Below are 18,423 nucleotides of genomic sequence, written 5' to 3'. Positions count from 1 at the left end.
CGATGCGCTTCCCCTGCCTTGCCGCCGCGCGCCGCTTCGATGCCGGCGCCCATCTGCCCTTCGTGATCGCCGGCCAGCAGGTCGGCTGGATTCGGCGCGGCGACGTCGCCGCGCTGGCTCGCTGGCCTGACGTGTTCGAGATCGATGCGCGGCGCGTGATGCTCGCCGAGACGCTCGACACGCCCGATACGCGCAGCATGGCGCTGGCCAGCGTGACCGGCGCGCTGGCCGCCGAGGGACGGATTCCGGGCTGGCGCAACGAGATCTACGCGATCCGCAACGAATTCGACGCGCCGCCGCTGGCCTATATCGAGCGCGCCGCCTCGCGCTTGTTCGGCACCATGACCTACGCGGTGCACCTGAACGGCATCGTAGAATACGCGGCCGCGCAGCCGCTGCGGATGTGGATCGGCCGGCGCAGCGAGAGCAAGGCCACCGACCCGGGCATGCTCGACAACGTGGTGGCGGGCGGGATCGGCTGGGGCCTCGGCATCGAGGACACGCTCGCCAAGGAGTGCTGGGAAGAAGCCGGCATCCCGGCCGCGCTGGTCGCGCGCGCGATCGCGGGACGCACCGTGCACGTGCTCTGCGAGATCCCGGAAGGCACCCAGGCCGAGCAGATCTTCGTCTACGACCTGCCGCTGCCGGCCGATTTCGTGCCGCGCAACCAGGACGGCGAAGTGGCCGAGCACCGGCTGGCCGGCGCCGACGAGGTGATCCGCTGGCTCGAGGCCGGCCAGGCCACCATGGACGCGAGCCTGGCGATCCTCGACAGCCTGCTGCGCCATCGCGCCCTGGCGCCCGGCGCGGTACCCGGCATCGACGCGCTGTTCGCGCCGCCGCCGCCGGGCGCGGCGCCCTGAACGCTTCAAGCGGCGCTCGCCGGCCTGCCGCGCGAGCGCCGAACGGATTCAATCGATTGGAATGATGGAGGTGCGGTCATGTCGACCGACCATAGCTTTATCCTGAAACTGTCCTGCCCCGACAAGCACGGCATCGTGCATGCCGTCTCGGGTTTCCTGTTCGAACGCGATACCAACATCGTCGATTCGGCCCAGTTCGGCGACAGCCGCACCGGCGAATTCTTCATGCGCGTGCATTTCGACCAGACCACCAACAGCGACGCCGAGTCGACGCTCGACACGCTGCGCAACGAATTCGCGCCGCTCGCCGAGCGTTTCGCGATGCATTGGGAGATGCACGACGCGCTGAAGAAGCCGCGCGTGGTGATCCTGGTCTCGAAGATCGGCCACTGCCTGAACGACCTGCTGTTCCGCTATCGCACCGGCCAGCTGCCGATCGAGATCGCCGCGATCGTCTCGAACCACAAGGACTTCTACCAGTTGGCGGCCAGCTACGACGTGCCCTTCCACCACTTTCCGCTGGCCGCGGGCGCCTCGGCCGAGGCCAAGGCCGCGCAGGAAGCGCGCGTGCTGGAGGTGATCGGCGAGCATGCGACCGACCTGGTGGTGCTGGCGCGCTACATGCAGATCCTCTCGCCGCAGCTCTGCGAGCAGCTGGCCGGCCGCGCGATCAACATCCATCACTCGTTCCTGCCCAGCTTCAAGGGCGCCAAGCCCTACTACCAGGCCTTCGACCGCGGCGTGAAGCTGATCGGCGCGACCGCGCACTACGTGACGACCGACCTCGACGAAGGTCCGATCATCGAGCAGGAAGTCGAGCGCGTGGACCACAGCATGACGCCGGAGCAGCTCACCGCGATCGGCCGCGACGTCGAATGCGTGACGCTCGCGCGTGCCGTGAAATGGCACGTCGAGCATCGCATCCTGTTGAACGGCACGAAGACGGTCGTGTTCCGTTGAGCGTGAGGTGGGCGGCCGCGATGGCCGCCCTCAGATCAGGCGCAGCGTGGCCAGCTCGCGCTTGATGTAGGCATAGAAGATCGGCGCGGCGATCACGCCCGGCACGCCGAAGGCCGCTTCCATCACCAGCATGGCGAGCAGCAATTCCCAGGCCCGCGACTCGATCTGACCGCCGATGATGCGCGCGTTCAGGAAGTACTCGAGCTTGTGGATCAGGATCAGGAAGGTCAGCGAGGCGATCGCGGTGCCCACGCCCACCGACAGCGATACTGCCACGATCAGCGTGTTCGAGATCAGGTTGCCGATCACCGGCAGCAGCCCGACGATGAAGGTCACCAGCACCAGGGTCTTGGCGAGCGGCATCTTCACGTGCACCACCGGCAGCACCGCGAGCAGGTAGATGGCGGTGAAGGTGGCGTTGATCGCCGAGATCTTGATCTGCGCGAACACGATGCGGCGGAACGCTTCCGCGAAGGCCCCGACGCGCGCCAGCAGCGCCGTGCTGAGCGGGCGGCGCGCCTTGTTGCGATCGACGCCGATCGCGATCATCGCGCCGATGATCATCCCGAACAGCACATGGCCGAAGATCCGCGCGGCGCTCTTGCCGCCCTGCTGGAGCTGGTCCATGTGCTTGGACATCAGCCCGGTGGCCTTCAGTTTCATCTGCGCGGCATCCACCGGCAGCACGTTGGCGACCCAGCCCGGCACGCGCCCGCGCGCCTGGTCGACCAGCTGCATGACCTGGCCCATCAGGCCCTGGAGGTTCGGCACGGTGTGCTCGACATGGTCGATCACGGCGGCGGTGAGCCCGGCCAGGCCGCCCACGATCACCACCGAGAGCAGCACCACCGCCAGCCAGCGCGCGCGCCCGCTCGACATGTGGCGCTCGATGGCGGGAGCGATGGCATGGACCAGCTGGTAGACGAGCAGCCCGGCCAGCAGGCCGGACAGCAGATGGAGATGGAGCACCAGGAGCAGGCCGGCGACGGCGAGGAGGTAGCTGCCGATCTCGATCGCCGACAGCTTGGGCAGGCTGAAATCGCTGGTCAGCCTGACACTGCGCAGATGAGGCTCGCGCGACGGGTTGGCGTCGCGTGTCGTCTCGGTTTGCTTCTCCATGAGGTTTCCTGTTTCCGGCGGATCGGTTCGTGCGCTCGTGGACAGGCGCGCGTCGCCCGCATCGCGCGAGTATAGCAACGATTGGTGACCGAAAAAGCCGGTGCGGGTACCAAGTGACGGGGGCGGAACGCGCCGCACGCGGCGGCGGGGCCGGCCGGCGCGACCCGGCTGGAGCGGATCGCGCGGCGGATGCAGAGGTAGCTTACTTCTTCTTGTCTCGCTTGAGCAGCGGCGCGAGATAGCGGCCGGTGAAGCTGGCCTTGGTCTTGGCGACCTGCTCGGGCGTGCCCTGGGCGATGATCTGGCCGCCGCCGGCGCCGCCTTCCGGGCCGAGGTCGATGACCCAGTCGGCCGTCTTGATCACGTCGAGATTGTGCTCGATGATCACCACCGTGTTGCCTTGGTCGCGCAGCCGGTGGATCACCTCCAGCAGCAGGGCGATATCGTGGAAGTGCAGGCCGGTGGTCGGCTCGTCGAGGATGTAGAGGGTGCGGCCGGTATCGCGCTTGGACAACTCCAGCGAGAGCTTGACGCGCTGCGCCTCGCCGCCCGACAGCGTGGTGGCGGACTGGCCCAGGCGGATGTAGCCGAGCCCGACGTCGAGCAGGGTCTTGAGCTTGCGCGCCACCACCGGCACCGCGCTGAAGAACTCGTAGGCGTGCTCGACCGTCATGTCGAGCACTTCGCTGATGTTCTTGCCCTTGTACAGTACCTCCAGCGTCTCGCGGTTGTAGCGCTTGCCGTGGCAGACGTCGCAAGGCACGTAGACGTCGGGCAGGAAGTGCATCTCGACCTTCAGCATGCCGTCGCCCTGGCAGGACTCGCAGCGCCCGCCCTTGACGTTGAACGAGAAACGGCCCGGATCGTAGCCGCGCTCCTTGGAGGACGGCACGCCCGCGAACAGCTCGCGGATCGGCGTGAACAGGCCCGTGTAGGTGGCCGGGTTCGAGCGCGGCGTGCGGCCGATCGGGGATTGATCGACGTTGATCACCTTGTCGAAGTGCTCCAGGCCCTCGAGCGACTCGTAGGGCGCGGGCTCCGCCGAGGAACCATACAGGTGGCGCGCCACGGCCTGGTAGAGCGTGTCGTTGATCAGGGTCGACTTGCCCGAGCCGGAAACGCCGGTGATGCAGGTCAGCAGGCCGACCGGCAGTTCCAGGTCGACGTGCTTGAGGTTGTTGCCGTGCGCGTCGCCGATCCGCAGCATGCGGTCCTCGTCCGGCGCGATGCGCTCGTCCGGGTACTCGATGATCTTCTTGCCGGCCAGGTACTGGCCCGTCAGCGACGCGCTGTTGGCCTGCACCTGCCTGGGCGTGCCCTCGGCGATCACCACCCCGCCGTGCTCGCCGGCGCCGGGGCCCATGTCGACCACGTAGTCGGCGGTGCGGATCATGTCCTCGTCGTGCTCGACCACGATCACCGAGTTGCCGAGGTCGCGCAGGTGCTTGAGGGTGGCGATCAGGCGGTCGTTGTCGCGCTGGTGCAGGCCGATCGAGGGCTCGTCGAGCACGTACATCACGCCGGTCAGGCCCGAGCCGATCTGCGAGGCGAGCCGGATGCGCTGCGCCTCGCCGCCCGACAGGGTTTCGGCGCTGCGTTCGAGCGAGAGGTAGTCGAGGCCGACGTTGTTGAGGAAGGTGAGCCGCGCGACGATCTCCTGGATCACCTTGTCGGCGATCTCGCGCTTGGCGCCGTCCAGCGTCAGGCCGTCGAAGTAGCCGAGCGTGTCGCGCAGCGGCCAGCCGCTGACTTCATAGATGGCGCGCGCCTGCTCGCCGCTGCCCACGCGCACGAAGCGCGCCTCGCGGCGCAGGCGCGTGCCGTCGCAGGACGGGCAGGGCTGGTTGTTCTGGTACTTGGCCAGTTCCTCGCGCACCGCGGCCGAATCGGTCTCGCGGTAGCGGCGCTCCAGGTTCGGGATGATCCCCTCGAACACGTGCTCGCGGATCGAGGTGCGGCCGCGCTCGTTGATGTAGGAAAAGGGGATGGTCTGCTTGCCCGAGCCATAGAGCAGGATCTTGCGGACCTTTTCCGGCAGGTCCTCGAAGGCCGCGTCGATGTCGAACTCGTAGAACGCCGCCAGGCTCTGCAGCATCTGGAAGTAGAACTGGTTGCGCCGGTCCCAGCCCTTCACCGCGCCGGCCGCCAGCGACAGCGAGGGATGAGCCACCACCCGCTTCGGATCGAAGAAGGTGATCTGGCCCAGGCCGTCGCATTCCGGGCAGGCGCCCATCGGGTTGTTGAACGAGAACAGGCGCGGCTCGAGCTCCTGCAGCGAATAGGAGCAGATCGGGCAGGCGAACTTCGAGCTGAACAGGTGCTCCTGGTCGGTGTCCATCTCGAGCGCGATGGCGCGGCCGTCGGCCAGGCGCAGCGCCGTCTCGAACGATTCCGCCAGGCGCTGCTTCATGTCGGCGCGCACTTTCAGGCGGTCCACCACCACGTCGATGGTGTGCTTGTCGTTCTTCTTCAGCTTGGGCAGCGACTCGACCTCGTAGATCTTCGCCACGCCCTCGTTGGCCGTGCCGCCGCCCGAGCGTACCCGGAAGCGCACGAAACCCTGCGCCTGCATCTCCTCGAACAGCTCGGCATGCTCGCCCTTGCGGTTCGCGACCACCGGGGCGAGGATCATCAGCTTGGTTTCCTCCGGCAGCGCCAGCGCCGCGTCCACCATCTGGGACACGCTCTGCGCCTCGAGCGGGATCTCGTGGTCGGGGCAATAGGGCGTGCCGACACGTGCGTACAAAAGTCGCAGGTAGTCGTGGATCTCCGTCACGGTGCCGACGGTCGAACGCGGGTTGTGCGAGGTCGCCTTCTGCTCGATCGAGATCGCCGGGGAGAGCCCCTCGATCAGGTCGACGTCGGGTTTCTCCATCAGTTGGAGGAACTGCCGCGCGTAGGCGGACAGGCTCTCGACGTAGCGCCGCTGCCCTTCTGCATAAAGGGTGTCGAACGCGAGCGAGGATTTGCCGGATCCCGACAGGCCCGTAATGACGACCAGTTTGTGGCGCGGCAGGTCGAGATTGACGTTCTTCAGGTTGTGGGTGCGAGCCCCACGGATACGGATCTGTTCCATGAACCTGGCGAAAGAGGAGGAAACCAAACCTGCTACTATAACGGCTTTTCGAGACCGTCGTTTCAGGCCCCCCAGGCCGCGATTCCGCCTGCGGCGCAGCGGGTTCGGGGCACGTGAGACGCACCTTGCCGGTGCGTTCGCGGCGAGCCGGCGGCGGCGCTCGGAGCCGGCTGGATTCCCGCCGCCCGCAAGCCGGGCGGATGCCGCTCAATACCGACAAGCTTCCCCCGATGTCCAATCCGTCAGCTTCCCCCGTTCGCATGAGCGCGCCCGAACTGCGCGCGACCACCTCGCTCGCGGCGATCTTCGCGCTGCGCATGCTGGGGCTGTTCATGATCATGCCGGTATTTTCGGTCTACGCGAAAACCATCCCCGGCGGCGACAACGTCCTGCTGGTCGGCATCGCGCTGGGCGCCTACGGCGTCACGCAATCGCTGCTCTATATCTTCTATGGCTGGGCTTCCGACCGGTTCGGCCGCAAGCCCGTGATCGCCTTCGGCCTGCTGGTGTTCGCGCTGGGCGCCTTCATCGCCGCCTTCGCCCACGACATCACCTGGATCATCGTCGGGCGCGTCGTGCAGGGAATGGGGGCTGTATCCTCGGCCGTGCTGGCCTTCATCGCCGACCTGACCTCGGAGCAGAACCGCACCAAGGCGATGGCGATGGTGGGCGGCTCGATCGGCGTATCGTTCGCGGTGGCGATCGTCGGCGCGCCGATCGTGTTCCACTGGGTGGGCATGAGCGGCCTGTTCACCATCGTCGGCGTGCTGTCGCTGCTGGCGATCGGCGTGGTGCTGTGGGTGGTGCCCGACGCGCCGAAGCCGGTGCACGTGAAGGCGCCGTTCTCGGAGGTGCTGCACAACGTCGAGCTGCTGCGCCTGAACTTCGGCGTGCTGGTGCTGCATGCCACCCAGACCGCGCTGTTCCTGGTGGTGCCGCGCCTGCTGGTGGATGCCGGCCTGCCGGTGGCCTCGCACTGGCAGGTGTACCTGCCGGTGATGGGATTGTCCTTCGTGGCGATGGTGCCGGCCATCATCGTGGCCGAGAAGCGCGGCAAGATGAAGCCGGTGCTGCTCGGCGGCGTGGCGGCTATCCTGATCGGCCAATTGCTGCTCGGCTCCACCCCACATACGATTGTGATCGTCGCGGCCGTGCTGTTCGTCTACTTCCTCGGTTTCAACATCCTCGAGGCCTCGCAGCCCTCGCTGGTATCGAAGCTCGCGCCGGGTTCGCGCAAGGGCGCGGCCACCGGCGTCTACAACACCACGCAGTCGATCGGCCTGGCGCTGGGCGGCGTGGTGGGCGGCTGGTTGCTCAAGACGGGCGGCGCCAACGAGGTGTTCTATGCGTGCTCGGCCCTGGTGGCCGTGTGGCTTATAATCGCCGCCAGCATGAAGCCGCCGCCGCGCAAGGCCTGAGGGCGCCGCGCCGCTGCTGTTTCAGGCCGGCCGCCGCGGCGGTTCCGCCCGGCCGGCATCGAATCTTTTGGAGAAATACATGGCATCCGTCAACAAGGTCATTCTCGTCGGCAACCTGGGCGCCGACCCCGAAGTGCGCTACCTGCCGAGCGGCGACGCGGTGGCGAACATCCGCCTCGCGACGACCGATCGTTACAAGGACAAGGCCACCAACGAATTCAAGGAAGTGACCGAGTGGCACCGCGTGGCGTTCTTCGGCCGGCTGGCCGAGATCGTCAACGAGTACCTGAAGAAGGGCTCGGCGGTGTACATCGAAGGGCGCCTGCGCACGCGCAAGTGGCAAGGCCAGGACGGCCAGGATCGTTATTCGACGGAAATCGTCGCCGACCAGATGCAGATGCTCGGCGGCCGCGGCGGCGCGGGTGGCGGCGGTGGTGGTGGTGACGATGGCTACGGTGGCGGCGGCGGTGGTTACGGCGGCGGCTCCGGCGGTGGCGGTGGTGGTTACGGCGGCGGCCGCGGCGGCGACATGGAGCGCGGCGGTGGCGGCGGTGGCCGTGCCTCGGGCGGTGGCGGCGCGCGCAGCGGTGGCGGTTCCAGCCGTCCGAGCCAGCCGGCCAGCGGTGGCGGCTTCGACGAGATGGATGACGATATTCCCTTTTGAGTTTCCTTAAACGGAAGCGGTAGAAGAGATGAACCCCGCCTTTGAGCGGGGTTTCTTGTTTATGGGTTCAGCCGGTTTCGGGCCTCGATGCGAGTCCGTCGCCGCACGCGGCCGAAAGGGGGATTCGACGCTTACTTCACGGTTTCGGTATCGAGCTTCCTGCCCGTATCGGCATTGAAGCGCTCGACGTATTCCTCGATCAGCTTGCGCAGCGCCTTGCCGATCTTGCGGTAATCCGATTCGTTGAGGTTCGCCAGCGACACGCGCCCCGAGGGATGCGCGGTGCCGAATCCGCGGCCCGGCAGCAGTACCACGCGCGCATCGCTGGCCAGCCGGAACAGCAGCTCCGAAGGCTCGGTGTTCTCGAACAACCAGTCGACGAACTCGCGTCCGAAGGCACGTTCGCCGAGGAATTCCAGATCGAGGATCGTGTAGTAGTCGACCTGGTTCGGATCGTCGTCCTCGAACGAGATGCCCACTTCCTCGTAGAGCGCGCGCTTGCGGCTGCGGATCAGCCGCTTGAGCGCGTTCTTGTAGGCATCGGGCGTGTCCATCAGCGAGAACAGCGAGAAGAGCACCATCTGCACTTGCTGCGGCGTCGAGAGGCCGGCCGTGTGATTGAGCGCCACGGTGCGGCTGTCGGCTACCAGGCGATCGATGAACTTCAGCGAGTCGGGGTCGGTGGTGATCGACTCGTAGCGCGCATGCAGCTCGCGCTTCACCGCCTTCGGCAGCTCGCCGATCAGGCGGTCGAGCACGTTGTCGCGATGCGTCGCGATGGTGCCCAGGCGCCAGCCCGTCGCGCCGAAATACTTGGAGTACGAATAGACCAGGATGGTGTTCTTCGGCGCGAGCGCGAACAGGGAGACGAAATCGTCGGCGAAGGTGCCGTAGACGTCGTCGGTCAGCAGCACCAGGTCGGGACGCTCCTCGACGATCCCGGCGATATAGCGCAGGCTCTCGTCGCTGATCTTCACCGAGGGCGGGTTGCTCGGATTGACCAGGAAGAAGGCCTTGACCTTCGGGTCGCGCAGCTTGTCGAGCTCCTCGTTCGAGTACTGCCAGTTGCTCTCGACCGAGGCGTTCAGGTTGACGACGTTCAGCTGGTAGTCGTTGAGCTTGGGGATCTCGATGTAGGGCGTGAAGATCGGCATGCCCAGCGCGATCGTGTCGCCCGGCTGGATCAGCCGGTTCTCGCGCATGGTGTTGAAGATGTAGGTCATCGCGGCGGTGCCGCCCTCGACCGCGAACACGTCGAACTCGCCGACGAAGGGATGCTTGCCGATCATCTCGCGGCGCAGGTACTGGCCGACTATCCGCTCGGACAGCGTCAGCATGCGATCCGGCACCGGGTAGTTGGCGCCGAGGATGCCCTCGCACATCTCGTAGAGGAAATCGCCGGCCGACAGGCCGAGCTGGTCGCGCACGTAGGACACGGCGCCGCGCAGGAAGCCGATGCCGGGCTTGTCCTTTTCCTCGCGCAGGAACAGCTCGAAGCGCTCGACGATGCCCTCGTGCTTGGGAAAGCCGCCGATGCCTTCCGGCATGTAGGCGAACGAGCGCTCGGCCTCGCGCATCGCGAACAGGCCGAGCTGCCAGAAGCCATGGCGCGGGATGGTGGCGAGGAAGTTCGGGTTGCCGCGCCCGGCATTGAGCATGGTCGCGTTGGCTGGGCGTGCCACCGCCGCGCCGCCGGCCGCCTTGATCAGTTCGTCCTTCAGCTCGAACGGGCTGAGCGCCGCGAATTTGGCCCGGTCGTGCTGCTTGTTCCTGCGTCTCGCCATGATACGGACTCCATCCTAGGTGACTGCCTGGGCACGCCCTCTGGTGGCCGTTGCCGCCGGCACAGTGGAAAACGGAAATCGACGCGTCGTCGCTCAGACCAGGCCGACGACCAGCGGTCCCAGCAGGGTCAGCAGCACGTTGGCGATCGCATAGGTGATCGCGAACGGCACGGTCGGCACGGCGCTCTCGGCCTTGTCGAGCACGCCGCCGAAGGCGGGATTGGCGCTGCGCGAGCCGCTCAGCGCGCCGGCCAGGATCGCCGCGTTGCGGTAGCGCAGCACGTAGCGGCCGAACAGCATGGTCAGGATCAAGGGGAACAGGGTGACGAACACGCCGAGCAGGAAGATCGTCACGCCGCTCTGCTTGACCGTGGCCACCGCCTGCAGCCCGGAGTTCAGGCCGACCACGGCGACGAACACGGCGAGCCCGAAGTCCTGCAGCAGCCGCGAGGCGGCCGAGTGCATCACGCCGTACATCGGATGCTTGCCGCGCATCCAGCCGAACAGCAGGCCGGCGAGCAGGCAGCCGCCGCCGGAGCCCAGCGTGAGTGGTATGCCCGCCAGGTTCACCACGATCAGTCCGAGCAGCAGCCCGACCACCAGCCCGACGCCCATGTAGATGAAGTCGGTCTTGTTCGTATAGGGCAGTTCATAGCCGGTTTCGTCGGCAGCCCGCCTGGTGTCCTGCGGCGATCCGTAGAAGGTCACCACGTCGCCGTGCATCAGCTCGGTCTCGGGCAGGATCGGCAGCGGCTGGCCCGCGCGCGTCACGCCCTGGATGAACACGCCGTGGCGCAGGTCGCGATCAACATTGGCGCGTACCGCCGCGATCGTCGTGTGGTTCATGCCCTTGCGCGTGAACACGGCCTGGCGAGTCTGCATCACCGCGCCGAAGCCGTCGCCGCCGGGCAGTTCGTCGCCGATGGTGGCGGCCGCATCGATGATGCCTTCGCGACGGCCGACCAGCAGCACCACGTCGTCGGCCCGCAGCATCACGTCGGGGCGCGGCTCGACGGCCTTGCCGGCACGCCGGATCTTCTCGATCGTCAGGAAGTCCTGGTGCGCGACCTCGATCTCCTTCACGGTGCGTCCGGCGCCGCCGCGCACGCGATACATGCGCCCGATCAGTTCCGGCAGCACGGCGACCTGTCCCGCGGCAGGCGCGGACCTGCCGCCGGCCAGCGCCTGCTCGGCATCGAGCGCGGCCTCGCGCAGCCCCTGGCCCATGAACTTCGGCAGCACGTTCACGCAGACGATGATGGCGCCGAGCGAGCCGAACACATAGGTGACCGCGTAGGCGATGGCGACATCGGCCTGCATCGACTTGACCTGGTCGGCCGGCAGGCCGAGCCTGGCGATCGCGTCGCCGGCCGTGCCGATGATGGCCGACTGGGTCAGCGCGCCGCCCGCGAGGCCTGCCGCGAGTCCCTTGTTCAGGTGGAACAGCTTCGCGCAGACGATCACCGTGACCAGCGCGGAGACGGCCAGGAACACCGCCATGGCGATCTCGCGCAGCGAATTGCGATTCAGGGAATTGAAGAAGCCGGGACCCGAGTCATACCCGACGGCATAGATGAAGACCGCGAACATCACGGTCTTCACGCCGTCGTCGATGGTCACGCCGGCCTGGCTGATCACCACGGCCGCGAGCAGCGAGCCGCCGACGCCGCCGAGCTGGAATTTGCCGAAGTTGATCTGGCCGATGAAGTAGCCGGCCGCCAGCGACAGGAACAGCGCGATATCGGGGGACTTCTGAAGGATGTCGTGAATCCAGTTCATCGTGTCCTCGTGCGAAATGGAGAGAATGCTCCGTCGGCCTCGGCGGGCCGTTACGGAGCGTGACGACGATCGTATGGTGGGGCTTGGGTAATGATGAGGATGCCGTAGCGATGCCCGCGTTCAAGTTCCGGAGGGATGGCTCGCTGGCGGTCGTCAGCGGCAGGAGGCGGGCAGGCGGTACGGTGCTGGTCACGGATGAACAATGGCTCGATAGGAAAGGCGATTTCACGGCAATGCCGAACAACCTTCCGCCACAATCCATGAGCGGTTGCGCCGGGACGAGCGACCTTCCCGCTCGCCGACGACGATCCGTTCGTGCCTGTCGAGCAGGCGTATCTCGATCGGGACGGCCCTGATTCCCGCTGCGTACCTCATGGCCGAACCATACGACCATGCCTCGTGCAGTCATGCCCGGTCCGGGCGATGCATCGCCTCTTGCGCCGGTATTTTTCGAGATAATGATCGCCGGCAAATTGAGTTGTCAACCTTCGAGGCGGCGAAGGCTTGATCGCCGTCCTGTCGGCGTGAAGCCGCGAGAGGGTGAGGCGCTTGCCGGCTCGCGAGCCGGTGTCTGTCGTGGTGGAATGTGTCGTTCGACGGGACATGCGCCCGACATCGGCATGGATTGCCGGGCGCGAGGCGTTACGGGCAGCGGTGCAGCGCTTGCCCGCCGATCAGGATTGTCGGCCGGCGAGCGCGATGGCCAGCTGCCGCCCGCTTGGCGTTTTCGAAGCCGCTCCAGGGACGGGCGAGCGGCGACGCGGCTCAGCGCCCCGGCAGGATGGTGATGTCGCTGCAGTTGAAGAAACCCTCGTTGCCCGCATCGCGGCGCTGCCAGTAGCTGTACAGCACGGCGTCGCCGGTGCGTCCGGCCGGCAGCGGCACGCTCAGCTTGTAGAACGAGGTGACGGTGCCGGGCAGGTGGCCGCCGCCGTTGGCCGGCTGCGGAGCCGGTGCCGGCGCGTCGTAGATCTTGTCGAGATCGGCCCAGCGCAGCGGCTGTTGCGGGTTGTAGCCGGGCTTGCTCAGGTAGATGCGCATCACCGACGGCGTGTGGCTCTGGGTGTTTTCCCAGGTCACGTCGATCTTGCCGCCCACCGGCGTCACGCGGGTCTTGCGCCAGGCCACGGCCGGCACGTCGATGCCGGATTTCTTCTTGTCGCCGCCCGCGCAGAGCAGGCCGTCGGGCACGGCTTGCTGCAGCTTCTCCAGGTCGTCGCCCTGGCCGATCGGGTTGGCCGAGAACTCGTTCCACTGCGTGAATGGATAGGCCGAGTTGCCACCGTTCTGGTAGGCGGCGCGACAATCGGTATGCGCGATGCCGCTGCCGTCGGCCGGATCCCAGTAGCCGCCCTCGAGCCGGCATTGATACTGACGCGCGATCGGCGTACCGATCGCGCCGTGCGCGCTGGCTTCCTGCACGCCGGCCGTGAGCGCGGCCGCGCAGATCGGCAGCAGTGCAAACATCCGGGCCAATCTGGCGTGTTTCGCTTGCTTGGAAAACAATTGGATCGACATGATGGATTCTCTCGGAAATTATTCGTGTTTTTGATCAGGAGTGCGTAGTGAGAAGCCGTGTCGACGTCAATCGACGGCCTTGACGCGGCCTGCACGCCTTTCGGGAATATGCACAACAACATTACGCGATGCAAGCTTTTGATCGCGATATGAAAGCGTTGTTGCTGGAATGAATTTATCCGGGATTTTGACTTTGGTTCATAAACCCGAAGATCGTTGACGTGGCTCCTATTGAGCCATTGAGAATGGCGATTTCTCGTCAATGAACCAGGATATTTTTCCGCGATTTTCTTTTTGTTTTTCGAGCGAGATCGAAGGCGATATTCCCGCCCTCGATCATGCCCCGGTGCCGCGCTTGCGGATCTGGCCCGGCGTTTCGCCGAAATGCATGCGCATGGTCGCGGTCAGGTGGCTCTGGGTGCCGAAGCCGCAGGCCATCGCGATCGCGAGGATGGTCGCCGAGCCGTCGCGCAGCATGGCCCGCGCGTGCGCCAGCCGCCGCTCGATCAGGTATTGCTTCGGCGTGCGCGAGAAGGCGGCCTTGAAGGCCTCGATCGTGTCGTATTCGCTGAGCCCGACCAGCCCCGCGAGATCGCCGACGCCGATCGGACGCGAGAGGTTGGCATCGATGTAGCGATCGATGCTGGCTTCGCACAGATCGCGCGTGCCCGCGTCGACGCGTGTCGCATCGAGCGGCCGGTTGGGATTGCGCCGCCAGGTCGAACTCGGCGCCTCGCCGAAACGCCGCTCATAGGCCAGCAGGAAGCGGTTCGAGATGGCGAAGCCATGTTCGCGCAGGGTTTCGACGAAACCCTGGGCGCCGCCGGCCGAGAGCAGGGCGCGATGCAGCCGGTCGAGCCGCGCCTCGACGAGCAGCTCGGCCGAGGTCCTGCCGGCATGGCGACGGATCGCGTGTTCGAGCATGCCGGTCGCGCAGCCGAGCGCGTGGGCGAGGGTGGTGATCGACTTCCAGCGCAGTGGATCGGCGCGGATCAGGTCGATGGCGCTGCGCGCCAGCGTCTCGTCGGCGGGATGCGGGTTGGTGAAGCGCTGGCGATGTCCGTGAGGCTGGCCCTCGAGCAGCATCTTCATCATGTGCTCGACGATTCCCTGCGCGGCGGCCTCGGGCACAGGCGCCATGAGCAGCATCTGCCGTAGGCAGCCGGCGGCGAGGTTCCATTGCGCGGCAACATCGGCACGCAGCGGTTTCAGGTCGAACAGGATGGGGGCGTCGAGCGGCTCGCCCAGCCATTGCGCGGCAAAGCGGTTCAACTGCCCGGCATCGACATGGACCGACAGATGCGCGAGCCCGTCGTCGTGCGCGATGCAGGTGGAATTGCCGGTCGACGAGATGGGGATCACGTCGCCGGGCGCGCAATCGGTGGCAAGGCGCCCGCGCGAATAACGTGCGCCGCCGCGCGTGCAGGACAGGATCAGGTAATTCGGTCGTGCCAGTTCGGAATCGAAGCGAAACGGGATGTCGTAGTCGACGTCGCAGATGCTGATGCCGTTCCAGGCCTGCCCGGCGATGCTGATCTCGCGCGCGCCGGCGCGATGCGCGGCGAAGCGGTTGTCCGCGTAGATTTGACGGATGAATGCCGAGACTTCGTCGGGGTCGGCGCTCTGGAATCGATGGTGTTCGACAGGAGCTGGCTGCATCGTATGCCTCGTGCGGCGTGGGGGGACGACCACGCTTCGCGCGATGCTAGTCGCAAATGGCACGAACGAATGTCAAGCATGGTGAGATCGGCGTCGCCGCGCCACGACCGCAGTGTTATCGGATTCCGGCGTGAAATTCCCGACAAATCCCGCCACGATTCATTCCTATACTGGCGGGTCCGGCTGGGTCCGGCCGGCGCGGCGCGTCCCGCGGCGCGCCCGGTATTGATCCGGACCCCGAACCTTGCGGACACGAGGAGAACAGCGATGGCGGATCACGGAATCAAGGGCAAGACGGCACTGATCGCCGGCGGCGCGAAGAACCTGGGCGGGCTGATCGCGCGCGACCTGGCCGAACAGGGCGCGCGGGCGGTGGCGATCCACTACAACAGCGCGAGCTCGCGCGCGGCGGCCGACGAGACCGTCGCCGCGATCCGCGCGGCCGGTGCCGAGGCGGTCGCCTTCCAGGCCGACCTGACCACCGGCGCGGCGGTCGAGAAGCTGTTCGCCGATACCGTCGCGGCGATCGGCCAGCCCGACATCGCGATCAACACGGTCGGCAAGGTGCTGAAGAAAGCATTCACGGAAATCAGCGAGGCCGAGTACGACGAGATGGCGGCGGTCAACGCCAAGACGGCTTTCCTGTTCCTGCGCGAAGCGGGCAAGCATGTGCGCGACAACGGCAAGGTCTGCACCCTGGTGACCTCGCTGCTCGGCGCCTTCACGCCGTTCTACGCGGCCTACGCAGGCACCAAGGCGCCGGTCGAGCACTTCACGCGCGCGGCGGCCAAGGAGTTCGGCGCACGCGGCATCTCGGTCACGGCGGTGGGCCCCGGCCCGATGGATACGCCGTTCTTCTATCCCGCCGAAGGTGCCGACGCGGTCGCCTATCACCGCACGGCGGCGGCGCTCTCGCCGTTCTCGAAGACGGGCCTGACCGACATCGAGGACGTGGTGCCCTTCATCCGGCATCTGGTCAGCGATGGCTGGTGGATCACGGGGCAGACGATCCTGATCAACGGCGGCTACACCACCAAGTAAGTGCGCTCGGGCAGGCGGCCTGGCCGCCTGCTTCGGCGTGGCCCGCGCGCCGCCGCCGGGCCATTGCCGCCTCTTGCCGCATCCTCCGCGCCGCTCCCGCGCATCGTCCGCGGCTCGATCGGCCCGCGTCGCGCGTGCGTGATTCGCCAGACGATTCACAATATTCGCACGCGAGTCACGTCTTCACGACGTTACACTCGATCGCGCGATGAAGCAGTGCCGCCAAGCCCGGCGAGCTCCCATCGGACACGATAAAATACCGCCGCCGCCCTCCTTTTCGTACGGTTCCTCGTCGCCGCAATCGACGATGCGTTTCGCCACGAGCGAAACCCGACCGACGGCGATGTGGCGGCCGCGCGGCCATCCCGCGCCATCCGTGTCGAATCGCGCACGCTACCCGGAAAAGTCGTCATGGAATATATCGATAGCTTGCGTATCTTCTGTTCGGTCGTCGAAGCCCGAGGCTTCACGCGTGCGGCCGACATGCTGGGCCTGTCCACGCCGGTCGTCTCGCGCGCGGTCGCATCGCTGGAGAAGCGGCTCGGCGTGCGCCTGTTCCATCGCACCACGCGGCAGATCTCGCTGACCGAAGCCGCCGAGCAGTTCTACGAAGGCTGCGTGCGCGTGATCGCGGATCTCGACGCGCTCGAAGAGGGCGCCTCGACCCAGGCGCGCGAACCCAGCGGCGTGCTGCGCGTGATCTCGCATGCCACCGCCACCACCCATCGCCTGCTGCCGCTGATCGCCAGCTACAAGCGCAAGTATCCGAAGGTCAGCATCGACGTGACGCTGGCCGAGCGCCCCGTCGACCTGGTGGCCGAAGGCTACGACATCGGCCTGCTGCTGCCCTTCATGCTGACCTCGGACACGGTGGTCACGCGGCTGATGGAGATGATCCCGTTCGAGCTGGTGAGTTCGCCCGAGTACCTGGCGCGCGCCGGCACGCCCACGCATCCCTCGCAGATCGCCGACCACATGGTGGTGGCCTTCTCGACCTCGATCCGCAAGCCCGAAATGCGCTTTCGCGTCGACGGGGAAGCGCTCACGGTGCCGTTTCGCTACGAGATCGAGTCGAACAACGCGCCCTTCAATCTCGGCTTGGTTCTGAAGGGCTTCGGGCTCGGCATGCTGCCGACCTCGGTGGTCGAGGAATATCTGGAGAGCGGGCAACTGGTCTCGGTGCTGCCCGATTTTCCGCTGGTCGACATGGGCGCCGAGATCCGCCTGGCTTACAGCTCCCGCACCCTGCTGCCGGCCAAGGTGCGCAGCTTCATCGAGCACACGGTCGGCTTCTTCGAAAGCGCGAACGCACCGGTGCCGCGCTGAGCCGGCTCGCCCAGGCGCGCGCCCGCGCCGACTTATCCTTTCATTCTCATTTCGCCGGCTGCGCCTCGGCATTCCCGGCAGACGCTTAAAATCCTTGTCGCGTCGATTCTTGTCGTGACAGTGATAATGGGTTGCGTCTGGCGGCGTTGATGACCCGGCCCTCCATCTCTAGTCTGTGCGCATGCACAGAGAGCCCCCCGATACGGACCACTGTTTTGCGATTCGCCAGGCCGCGCGTCATGTCTCCCGGTTCTACGAGTTGTATCTGTCGCAAGCCGGCGTGACGCCGTCGCAATTCAGCATTCTGCGTTTCCTGAGCGCGCAGGCCAGCGCGACCATGCTTGAGCTGGCGCGCGCCACCTCGACCGATCGCACGACCCTGGTGCGCACGCTCAAGCCCTTGCTGCGCGAGGCGCTGGTGTTGCAGACGCAGGACGAAGGCGGCGGCCGGCGGCAGCGTTTCACCTTGACGCCGGCCGGCCAGTGCCGCCTGGCGGAGGCGATGCGGCACTGGCATGCCGCGCAGGCCGCCTTCGAGGGCCGCTTCGGCGCGCCGCGCGCGCAGGCGCTCGACCAGGCGCTGGCCGAGCTGGCACGCGAGTTCGCGCCGGACGGCGCGCCGGCATGAGCGGCGCGCCCGGCAAGCCGCTGCACCTGCCCGCGCAGGCGCTGACGGTGCCCAGCGACGAGCATGGCGCGAGCCTCGGCTACCTGCTGACGCAGACGCACGCGCGGATGACGCAGCGGATCACCCATCGCGCGCTGGCCGAGCTTGGCGTGACGGGCGTGCAGGGCAAGGTGCTGTTCCTGCTGGCGGCCGGCCATTGCGAGACCGCGGCCGATCTCGCGCGCGAATGCTGCGTCGATGCCAGCGCGATCACGCGCGTGCTCGATCGCGTCGAGTCGCGCGGGCTGTTGCAGCGGGTGCGCGCGCTGGAGGATCGCCGGGTGGTGCGGCTGGCGCTCACCGCGGCGGGCTGCGAGCTCGCGGCGGCCATGCCGGCGCTGTTCGAGGCGGTGCGCGACGAGGGCCTCGACGGGCTGGTCGCGGAGGAAGCCGAGGCGCTGGTCCGGATGCTGAAGCGGATTCTCGCGAATGGCGGCTGAGTTCGGCGCGCGGGGCGGTTTCGGGCGCGCTTATTGTCTTTTGATAGTTGTCTAGTCCATCAATGCAGGGAGTCGTTTTCCTATGAATACCGTCACAGGCAGGATGGTG

13 protein-coding genes and 1 pseudogene are annotated in these 18,423 nt (G+C 66.8%); 8 read left to right on the top strand and 6 right to left on the bottom strand.

The window, feature by feature from the left end:
- The first annotated feature begins 2 nt into the window (after window positions 1-2).
- On the top strand, window positions 3-863 hold the full coding sequence (locus tag FB600_RS03975; RefSeq protein WP_145756284.1) for an NUDIX hydrolase: 861 nt from the start codon (window positions 3-5) through the stop codon (window positions 861-863).
- Between the two features lie 78 nt (window positions 864-941).
- Window positions 942-1,823: a formyltetrahydrofolate deformylase gene (gene purU / locus FB600_RS03970; RefSeq protein WP_013699397.1), complete on the top strand. Its 882-nt coding sequence runs from the start codon at window positions 942-944 to the stop codon at window positions 1,821-1,823.
- 30 nt (window positions 1,824-1,853) lie between these two features.
- Here purU and FB600_RS03965 read toward each other — a convergent pair whose 3' ends face one another.
- Both FB600_RS03965 and uvrA read right to left on the bottom strand, forming a co-directional pair.
- Complete coding sequence (locus tag FB600_RS03965; protein WP_017918290.1) at window positions 1,854-2,942, bottom strand: AI-2E family transporter; 1,089 nt, start codon at window positions 2,940-2,942, stop codon at window positions 1,854-1,856.
- A gap of 202 nt (window positions 2,943-3,144) precedes the next feature.
- The gene (gene uvrA / locus FB600_RS03960) at window positions 3,145-6,018 is read right to left on the bottom strand and encodes an excinuclease ABC subunit UvrA (RefSeq protein ID WP_013699395.1); all 2,874 of its coding nucleotides are present in this window, start codon (window positions 6,016-6,018) and stop codon (window positions 3,145-3,147) included.
- Window positions 6,019-6,248: 230 nt separating this feature from the next.
- Here uvrA and FB600_RS03955 point away from each other — a divergent pair, with 230 nt between their 5' ends.
- Both FB600_RS03955 and FB600_RS03950 read left to right on the top strand, forming a co-directional pair.
- Window positions 6,249-7,436, top strand: coding sequence for an MFS transporter (locus FB600_RS03955; RefSeq protein WP_025096987.1), 1,188 nt, complete (start codon window positions 6,249-6,251; stop codon window positions 7,434-7,436).
- Between the two features lie 79 nt (window positions 7,437-7,515).
- A complete protein-coding gene (locus FB600_RS03950; RefSeq protein ID WP_096750185.1) occupies window positions 7,516-8,100 on the top strand; it encodes a single-stranded DNA-binding protein in 585 nt (194 codons plus the stop codon).
- A 131-nt stretch (window positions 8,101-8,231) separates the two neighbouring features.
- On the opposite strand, the gene FB600_RS03945 is transcribed toward FB600_RS03950, so the two are convergent.
- The 4 genes and pseudogenes from FB600_RS03945 to FB600_RS03930 all read right to left on the bottom strand — a co-directional run bounded on the left by FB600_RS03945 (window position 8,232) and on the right by FB600_RS03930 (window position 14,840).
- Window positions 8,232-9,884 (bottom strand): bifunctional aspartate transaminase/aspartate 4-decarboxylase, encoded by a 1,653-nt coding sequence (locus FB600_RS03945; RefSeq protein WP_145756283.1) that lies wholly within the window; start codon window positions 9,882-9,884, stop codon window positions 8,232-8,234.
- A gap of 93 nt (window positions 9,885-9,977) precedes the next feature.
- Window positions 9,978-11,663, bottom strand: a complete 1,686-nt coding sequence (gene aspT / locus FB600_RS03940; RefSeq protein ID WP_098181569.1) for an aspartate-alanine antiporter — start codon at window positions 11,661-11,663, stop codon at window positions 9,978-9,980.
- 780 nt (window positions 11,664-12,443) lie between these two features.
- A pseudogene (locus FB600_RS03935) lies at window positions 12,444-13,124 on the bottom strand (lytic polysaccharide monooxygenase); the annotation flags it as partial.
- Between the two features lie 393 nt (window positions 13,125-13,517).
- Complete coding sequence (locus FB600_RS03930) at window positions 13,518-14,840, bottom strand: AraC family transcriptional regulator (RefSeq protein ID WP_145756282.1); 1,323 nt, start codon at window positions 14,838-14,840, stop codon at window positions 13,518-13,520.
- Window positions 14,841-15,107: 267 nt separating this feature from the next.
- Here FB600_RS03930 and FB600_RS03925 point away from each other — a divergent pair, with 267 nt between their 5' ends.
- The 4 genes from FB600_RS03925 (at window position 15,108) to FB600_RS03910 (ending at window position 18,314) form a co-directional block, all read left to right on the top strand.
- The gene (locus FB600_RS03925; RefSeq protein ID WP_145756281.1) at window positions 15,108-15,881 is read left to right on the top strand and encodes an SDR family oxidoreductase; all 774 of its coding nucleotides are present in this window, start codon (window positions 15,108-15,110) and stop codon (window positions 15,879-15,881) included.
- Between the two features lie 411 nt (window positions 15,882-16,292).
- A complete protein-coding gene (locus tag FB600_RS03920; protein ID WP_096750191.1) occupies window positions 16,293-17,207 on the top strand; it encodes a LysR family transcriptional regulator in 915 nt (304 codons plus the stop codon).
- A gap of 181 nt (window positions 17,208-17,388) precedes the next feature.
- On the top strand, window positions 17,389-17,835 hold the full coding sequence (locus tag FB600_RS03915; RefSeq protein ID WP_098181572.1) for a MarR family winged helix-turn-helix transcriptional regulator: 447 nt from the start codon (window positions 17,389-17,391) through the stop codon (window positions 17,833-17,835).
- Window positions 17,832-18,314 carry a MarR family winged helix-turn-helix transcriptional regulator gene (locus FB600_RS03910; RefSeq protein ID WP_096750193.1) on the top strand — a complete coding sequence of 161 codons (483 nt, stop codon included), beginning with the start codon at window positions 17,832-17,834 and terminating at the stop codon, window positions 18,312-18,314. The genes FB600_RS03915 and FB600_RS03910 overlap by 4 nt, the downstream gene beginning before the upstream one ends.
- Window positions 18,315-18,423: the final 109 nt, after the last annotated feature.

The sequence above is a fragment of the Burkholderia sp. SJZ089 genome, assembly GCF_007828315.1.
Taxonomy (GTDB): domain Bacteria; phylum Pseudomonadota; class Gammaproteobacteria; order Burkholderiales; family Burkholderiaceae; genus Burkholderia; species Burkholderia gladioli.
The sequence above is the reverse complement of the archived record's forward strand: the minus strand, read 5'-3'. Positions and strand labels throughout refer to the sequence as shown.